This is a genomic window from Moorena sp. SIO4E2 (assembly GCF_010671945.1).
Lineage (GTDB): Bacteria > Cyanobacteriota > Cyanobacteriia > Cyanobacteriales > Coleofasciculaceae > Moorena > Moorena producens.
The window spans coordinates 1-6,494 of sequence record NZ_JAAHIE010000424.1; the positions used below are offsets into that span (position 1 = coordinate 1).

A 6,494-nucleotide genomic window follows, 5' to 3' on the forward strand; every position below is an offset into this window, starting at 1 on the left:
AATCAACTAGATTTGACTGTAGCATTTGATCAGCTAACACCTCGTAAACGAGAGGTCTTGAAGAAAATGTTAGCGGGCCAAAGCGATCAAGCGATCGCTTTGGCCCTACACATCACAGAAGCTACTGTCAGAAAACATGTGCAGCAGCTGTGCGAGAAATTTGAGCTGAGGAATGCACCAGGTGAACACTACTCACTCCGAAATCAGTTAATTGACTTATTTAGTGAATATCAGCCTAAGTTAGTCAATCCAGAGTTATTAAGTAAATATAAATCTTTCATCGTCCCACCGATGCCAGAGTCAGAAGGGCAACAAAAGCCAGTTCCTCTCTATGCTGACTTTTATGTCAAGCGCATTCCTTATGAAGATCAGTTGTTAGAGGCAATTGTCAAGCCTGGTGCTCTAATTCGGATCAAAGCACCCCAGCAGATGGGTAAAACCTCCCTGATTGAACGAGTTCTGGCTGAGCTCAGGCAGCAAGGTTATCAAGCTGTGACCTTAAGCTTTGAGTTAGCCGATAGTACCGTCTATAGGGACCTCGGCAAATTCTCACGGTGGTTCTGTGCCAGAGTTGGTCAGACTCTAGGGCTGTCAAATAAGTTGGATGAGTATTGGGATGATATTTTTGGATGTAATAGTAACACCACAGATTACTTTCAGGAGTATTTATTGGCAGAAATTGAAAGCCAGATAGTACTCGTTATAGATAAAGTTGATCTGGTGTTTGAACACCCCTTTATTGCTGATGATTTTTGTCGCCTTCTCCGTGGTTGGTATGACATCGCTAGGCGGGGCGATCGCAGTAGCGCTATCTGGAAAAAACTCCGGTTGGTGATAGTACATTCTACAGAAATTTATAGCTCCTTGGATATCAATCACTCACCACTGGCTAATGTCGGATGGGAAATTGAGTTGCCAGAGTTTAGCACAGAGCAAGTACAGGAGTTAGTCAGACGTTATGGACTGGATGGGAATCCCAGAGAAGTGGAGGAACTGATGGCGATGGTGGGAGGACATCCTTATCTGTTGCGCAAAGGTTTAGCTTATATTAAATATCATCAGATTACCCTAGCGCAACTGTTAGAGGTGGCACCCACAGAAGCCGGACCATTCAGTGACCATCTGCGACGCCACCTAGGAAATCTCAAACAGTCTCCAGAATTGGAAACTGCGTTGGAGAAAGTGGTTCAAGCACACAGCTGGGTAACTATCCCATCGGAGCAAGCCTTTAAGTTATATAGCATGGGGTTAGTAAAGTTGCAAGGGAATAGCGTCATGCCTCGCTGTGATTTATATCACAAGTATTTTTGCGATCGCCTTTGGCAGCGGCTTGAGCCTGAGTGCTGAGTGGGTCAGTTCAGAATCCATACTTCATATAACCTTAAACCTTAAACCAACCCTATACCGAATGCCTAGGGCGAACAACCTACCCGAAGGGAACGCCTAAGGCCAACAACCTTGGCCAATAGGCCACGCTACGCGAACAACCTTAAATTTTAAACCTTAAACCTTAAACCTTAAACCTACCCTAAACCGAACGCCAAAGGCGAACAACCTTGGCCTATTGGCCACGCTACGCGAACAACCTTGGCCTATTGGCCACGCTACGCGAACAACCTTGGCCAATAGGCCACGCTACGCGAACAACCTTGGCCAATAGGCCACGCTACGCGAACAACTGTCAACATTCAACTGTCAACCTACCCTAAACCGAACGCCAAAGGCGAACAACTGTCAACCTTGGCCAATAGGCCACGCTACGCGAACAAAAGTTAACAACTAAAATGACCTACGAATATATATACTCAGGGACTTTACCAGCCGATGCTCTTACCTATGTGAAGCGACAAGCAGATAATGATTTATATGAAGGATTGAAGGCTGGACAGTTTTGTTATGTATTGAACTCAAGACAGACTGGAAAATCTAGCTTACGAGTGCAAGTAATGCGTCGGCTTGAAGCAGATGGGGTTGCCTGTGCAGTAATTGATTTATCCATGGATGGTACTCAGCATGTCACTCTCGATCAATGGTATGCCAATATTGTCCGCTCTCTGGCTAGAGACTTCGACCTAGATATTAATTTACGCACTTGGTGGCGCGAGCGAGAAATGATATTTGCGGTGCGGCGATTGAGAGAATTTCTTGAAGAGGTTTTGCTCCAGCAAGTTACTCAAAATATTGTAATTTTTATTGATGAAATTGATAGCGTTCTTAGCCTCGATTTCCCCACTGATGATTTTTTCGCTTTTATTCGTGCCTGCTATAACCAACGTGTGGATAAGTCAGACTACCAACGCCTTACGTTTGCGCTACTTGGAGTAGCAACACCATCAGATTTAATTCAAGATAAAAAACGCACACCCTTTAATATTGGTCAGGCGATTCAGCTATATGGCTTTCAGTTGCACGAAGCACAGGGATTAGCGCAAGGATTACAAGGAAAAATTAGTAATCCCCAAGATGTCCTGAAACAGGTCTTGTACTGGAGTGGAGGTCAACCTTTTCTGACCCAAAAGCTTTGTAAACTCTTGTTGGATTCTGTATCTACTATCCCAACAGGTGGTGATGCAGAGTGGGTTGACCAATTAGTGCGATCGCAAGTGATTGATGATTGGAAATCCCATGATAATCCGGAGCATATTAAAACTATTCGCGATCGTCTTATTAAGAATGAGCAACGGGCTGGGCGATTACTGGGATTGTATCAGCAAATTCTGCAACGGGGAGAAATTGCTTCTGATGACAGTTCTGAACAAATAGAATTGCGGCTATCGGGATTAGTGGTTGAGCAGCAAGTAAAATTAATAATTTATAACCGTATTTATCAAGCTGTTTTTAACCAAAATTGGGTAGATAAAGAGTTAGCAAATTTGCGACCGTATAGTAATGAAATTGCTGCTTGGTTAGACTCCGATTGTCAGGATACATCCTGTCTTCTGCGAGGACAACAGTTACAGGATGCATTAAGATGGGCCCTGGGTAAAAGCTTAAGCCATCAAGATTATCAGTTTTTGACCACTAGCCAAGAATGGGAAAAGCGAGAATTTAAAAAGGCGTTAGAAGAAATTCAACGGTATTCAGAAGCCAGACGACAAGGGAAACTTAATCCAGCCCTAGCGGCTACCACTAAGGAAACTATCTATGAGTCTCTTGAACACCTGACCCCAGAAAGTTTCAAATATATTGTTTCCAACCTTGAATTGGACTTAGGAGTTTTTAATCAAACCTTATCCATGATGGATACTCTGCTAGACCGAGAAGGGTTTGATTCCATTTTCAATGAAATGTTACGGTCTATCACCTTCAAAACTGGCGAGATACTACAGGCAGATCGCACGACTATTTTTTTATTAGATGAAGCCAAAAATGAACTCTGGTCAATTGTGGCAAAGGGTGAAGGAGGAGACTCAGAAGAGATTCGGATGCCTGCGGATAAAGGGATTGCTGGTTATGTTGCTCAAACTAAGAAAACTGTCAATATTCCTTACGATTTATATAACGATACCCGTTCTAATACTGCTAAGGAATGGGATACCAAAACTGGATACCGTACTTATACCATGCTGGCTTTACCCTTACTAGATGATAAAGGAGATTTAGTGGCTGTTGTCCAATTACTAAATAAGTTAAAACAACCGCCAGTTTTAGACGCGCCCTTAGCTGATAAAATTGATTTAAAAGGCTTTACACCAGAGGATGAAAAACTTTTTGCGCAATTCGCCCGCTCGATTCAAATGATTCTTAAATCCTCTCGGTTATTTTATAAAGCAGCTCAGAAACAACGAATAGCTTCAGCATTGATAAATGCGACACAATCTCTGGGTAAAAGTAGCTTGGATCTAGAAGAAACTTTGAATAAAGTAATGAATCAGGCTCAAGAGCTAATGTCTGCTGATCGCAGCACAGTCTGGATGTTAGATGAGGAACAGGATGAATTATGGACAAAAATTACGGTTGCTGATGGCACATTAAAAGAAATTCGGATTCCCAAAGGAGCTGGCTTTGCTGGTCAAGTTGTTACCACTAAACAGCCACTGATAATTCCGTTTGATCTCTATGACCATCCCAATTCAGAAACTGCCAAACAAACTGATAGTCAAACCGGTTATCGCACCTGTAGTTTGTTAGGGATGCCTGTGTTTAATGTTGATAATCAATTAATTGCTGTTACCCAATTAGTCAATAAAAAGAAACAGGGCAATTTTCCCCCATACAATCCCGCCGATTGGCCAAACCCTCCCGATTGCTGGAAGGCAAGTTTTGATCGCAGGGATCAAGACTTGATGGAAGCATTTAATATTCAAGCGGGTGTAGCGCTCCAAAATGCCAAGCTATTTAGTAAAGTCAAGCAACAACAGCTAGAGCAGCGAGATTTGGTCTTTAATGTATCCAGTGGTGTAATTTTTACCAATAAAACTGGTCAGATTATCCTTGCCAATGATCACGCTAAAGATTTGATTGGTTTGAAAGATATTGAGGAGAAGTCTTTACGGGACTTGCTCCACATTAAAGAGGGCAATTTTTCCCAATGGTTCGATGTAGCATTAGCTGCCAAGACTGAAGAAGAACGTCGGCAAGATTATTCAGCTCAAACCTTAGTATCCCATAATACTCAAGCAGAACACAGTGTAAATCTATGTATTATCTCTTGTCCTGATGCTTCTGATGTTAATCAGATTTCTACTATCCTAGTGATTATTAATGATAGTGGGGATGAGAAACAAAAACAGGAGCAGCAAAAGCTCGTGCGTAGTGTGTCTAGGGTCGGCAATCTTTATGGTTGAAATTATTTCATAATTAGAAATGATGTGGGTTGAATTAAGTGATGACTTTGGACTAGGACCTAATGATTTAAGGTAAGGGTTATGTTCTATGATACAACTGTAGATGCAAAACTCCTGAATTAAAAATGTCCATATTTATTGATTAAAATATTGATTAAACTGTAGATGCAAAACTCCTGAAAAGACAAATTATGACCAATTTGAAATCAATATTATGAGATAAAGCGTTTTTCTTCTTTTTTTATAAACTCCTTGATTCCTTCTAATTTATAAAATTCCTTGACTTTTTTTCCGTCGTTATCAAGAACTTTATACCGATATTGACCTGGGGGGCCAATACAACCATCATTTTCCATAACTAAATCATAGCCAAGTTCTTTGAGTTTATCATAACAGCTGTTATGCTCTTCAACATCAATTTTGTTATAATCAACATTACACTTAAATTTTGGCTTGACCTCAGCCTCGACTTTATCAGCTTTCTGATCAATTTTTTCCTCTAGAGATTTTACCCTTGATTTAATATCGTTTAAGTCTTCTTGCATTTACTTATTTATCCGGAATTGAATTTCATTCATTCAATGTAAATAGAGTTTCAGTAAGTGTTTGTGATATAAATCAACTTTTGCTCTGATCTTTATCACTGGAGTTTAGACTAATTCTCGTTCACCAGAAACTTGGCTTCCCTGCATCTCATATTTGAAAATTTTGCGTAGCGATGCAGCGCGGTCTTGGGGGTTTCCCCCATGAGCGACTGCATCAAGACAGGGTGTGTTAGGGGAGCCTTCATTTTTCGCCTCGTAGTCAGGGTTTGGATAGCCCGCCCCGTAACGCACCACCGTGTCAAACAGCAAAAATGAGATGCACCCCTTGGCTTCCCTTGAGTAGTCACATTGACTTACTCAACTGAAACCCTTGATAAATAGTTATTACAACAATTTTTAAACCACTTGTGCTCAGGCAGTGCTATGATGGAATTTTGTGTACACAAGACGAGTTGAAAAGTTTCGATAACGCAGCCCTAATCCAAACTCGGCAAAAAAGACAAATAATTAAATCGCTCAAGACTATCTCAAACACTCTTTGGTGCTTGAGGCATTGGTTTCTATTCCTAATTACTTTTTATCAAGTTTCGTTAAAACCCAAAATTTACTCTAAAGTCCAGTGAATTAAAAATGTCCGTATTTCTTGATTAAACTCTTGATTAAACTGTAGATGCAAAACCCCTGAATTAAAAATGTCCGTATTTCTTGATTAAACTCTTGATTAAACTGTAGATGCAAAACTCCTGAAACGACAAATCATCACCAATTTACAATCAAGACTATCACAGACTTAAGCGTTTTTATTTTGTTTATTCAAATAGTCCTTTATCCCTTTTAATGTATAAAATTCAGCGACTTTATTTTCGTCGTTATCAAGAACTTTATACCGATATAGATTGGGGGCTCCAATACAACCATCATTTTCTACAATCAACTGCTTATAGCCAAGTTCTTTGACTTTGTCATAACAGCTGTTATGCTCTTTAACATTAATGTTGTTATGATCAACATTACACTTAAATTTTGGCTTTACCCCAGCCTCGACTTTATCAGCTATCTGATCAACTTTTTCACCTATATCTTTTAGAGTTGATTTAATCTCGTTTAACTTTTCTAGCACCTACTTATTCCTCCGGAATTTAATTTCATTCATTTCATTCAA

6 protein-coding genes are annotated in these 6,494 nt (G+C 40.3%); 3 read left to right on the plus strand and 3 right to left on the minus strand.

Going from position 1 to position 6,494, the window contains the following annotated elements:
* From F6K37_RS29375 to F6K37_RS29385, 3 genes are all read left to right on the plus strand, one after another.
* Positions 1–1,347 (plus strand): AAA-like domain-containing protein (locus tag F6K37_RS29375; RefSeq protein WP_287254003.1); only part of this gene is annotated, 1,347 nt, incomplete at its 5' end.
* Between the two features lie 209 nt (positions 1,348–1,556).
* Positions 1,557–1,709, plus strand: a complete 153-nt coding sequence (locus F6K37_RS29380; protein WP_287254005.1) for a hypothetical protein — start codon at positions 1,557–1,559, stop codon at positions 1,707–1,709.
* A 75-nt stretch (positions 1,710–1,784) separates the two neighbouring features.
* Positions 1,785–4,787, plus strand: a complete 3,003-nt coding sequence (locus F6K37_RS29385) for an AAA-like domain-containing protein (RefSeq protein ID WP_287254007.1) — start codon at positions 1,785–1,787, stop codon at positions 4,785–4,787.
* A 212-nt stretch (positions 4,788–4,999) separates the two neighbouring features.
* Here F6K37_RS29385 and F6K37_RS29390 read toward each other — a convergent pair whose 3' ends face one another.
* From F6K37_RS29390 to F6K37_RS29400, 3 genes are all read right to left on the minus strand, one after another.
* The gene (locus F6K37_RS29390; RefSeq protein WP_287254009.1) at positions 5,000–5,332 is read right to left on the minus strand and encodes a hypothetical protein; all 333 of its coding nucleotides are present in this window, start codon (positions 5,330–5,332) and stop codon (positions 5,000–5,002) included.
* Between the two features lie 105 nt (positions 5,333–5,437).
* The gene (locus F6K37_RS29395; protein WP_131827223.1) at positions 5,438–5,641 is read right to left on the minus strand and encodes a hypothetical protein; all 204 of its coding nucleotides are present in this window, start codon (positions 5,639–5,641) and stop codon (positions 5,438–5,440) included.
* Between the two features lie 481 nt (positions 5,642–6,122).
* Positions 6,123–6,452: a hypothetical protein gene (locus F6K37_RS29400; protein ID WP_287254010.1), complete on the minus strand. Its 330-nt coding sequence runs from the start codon at positions 6,450–6,452 to the stop codon at positions 6,123–6,125.
* Positions 6,453–6,494: the final 42 nt, after the last annotated feature.

Bases quoted from the DNA above. Each gene is read 5' to 3' on its own strand.
- F6K37_RS29390 (WP_287254009.1), bottom strand. From the start codon at position 5,332: ATGCAAGAAGACTTAAACGATATTAAATCAAGGGTAAAATCTCTAGAG.
- F6K37_RS29385 (WP_287254007.1), top strand. From the start codon at position 1,785: ATGACCTACGAATATATATACTCAGGGACTTTACCAGCCGATGCTCTT.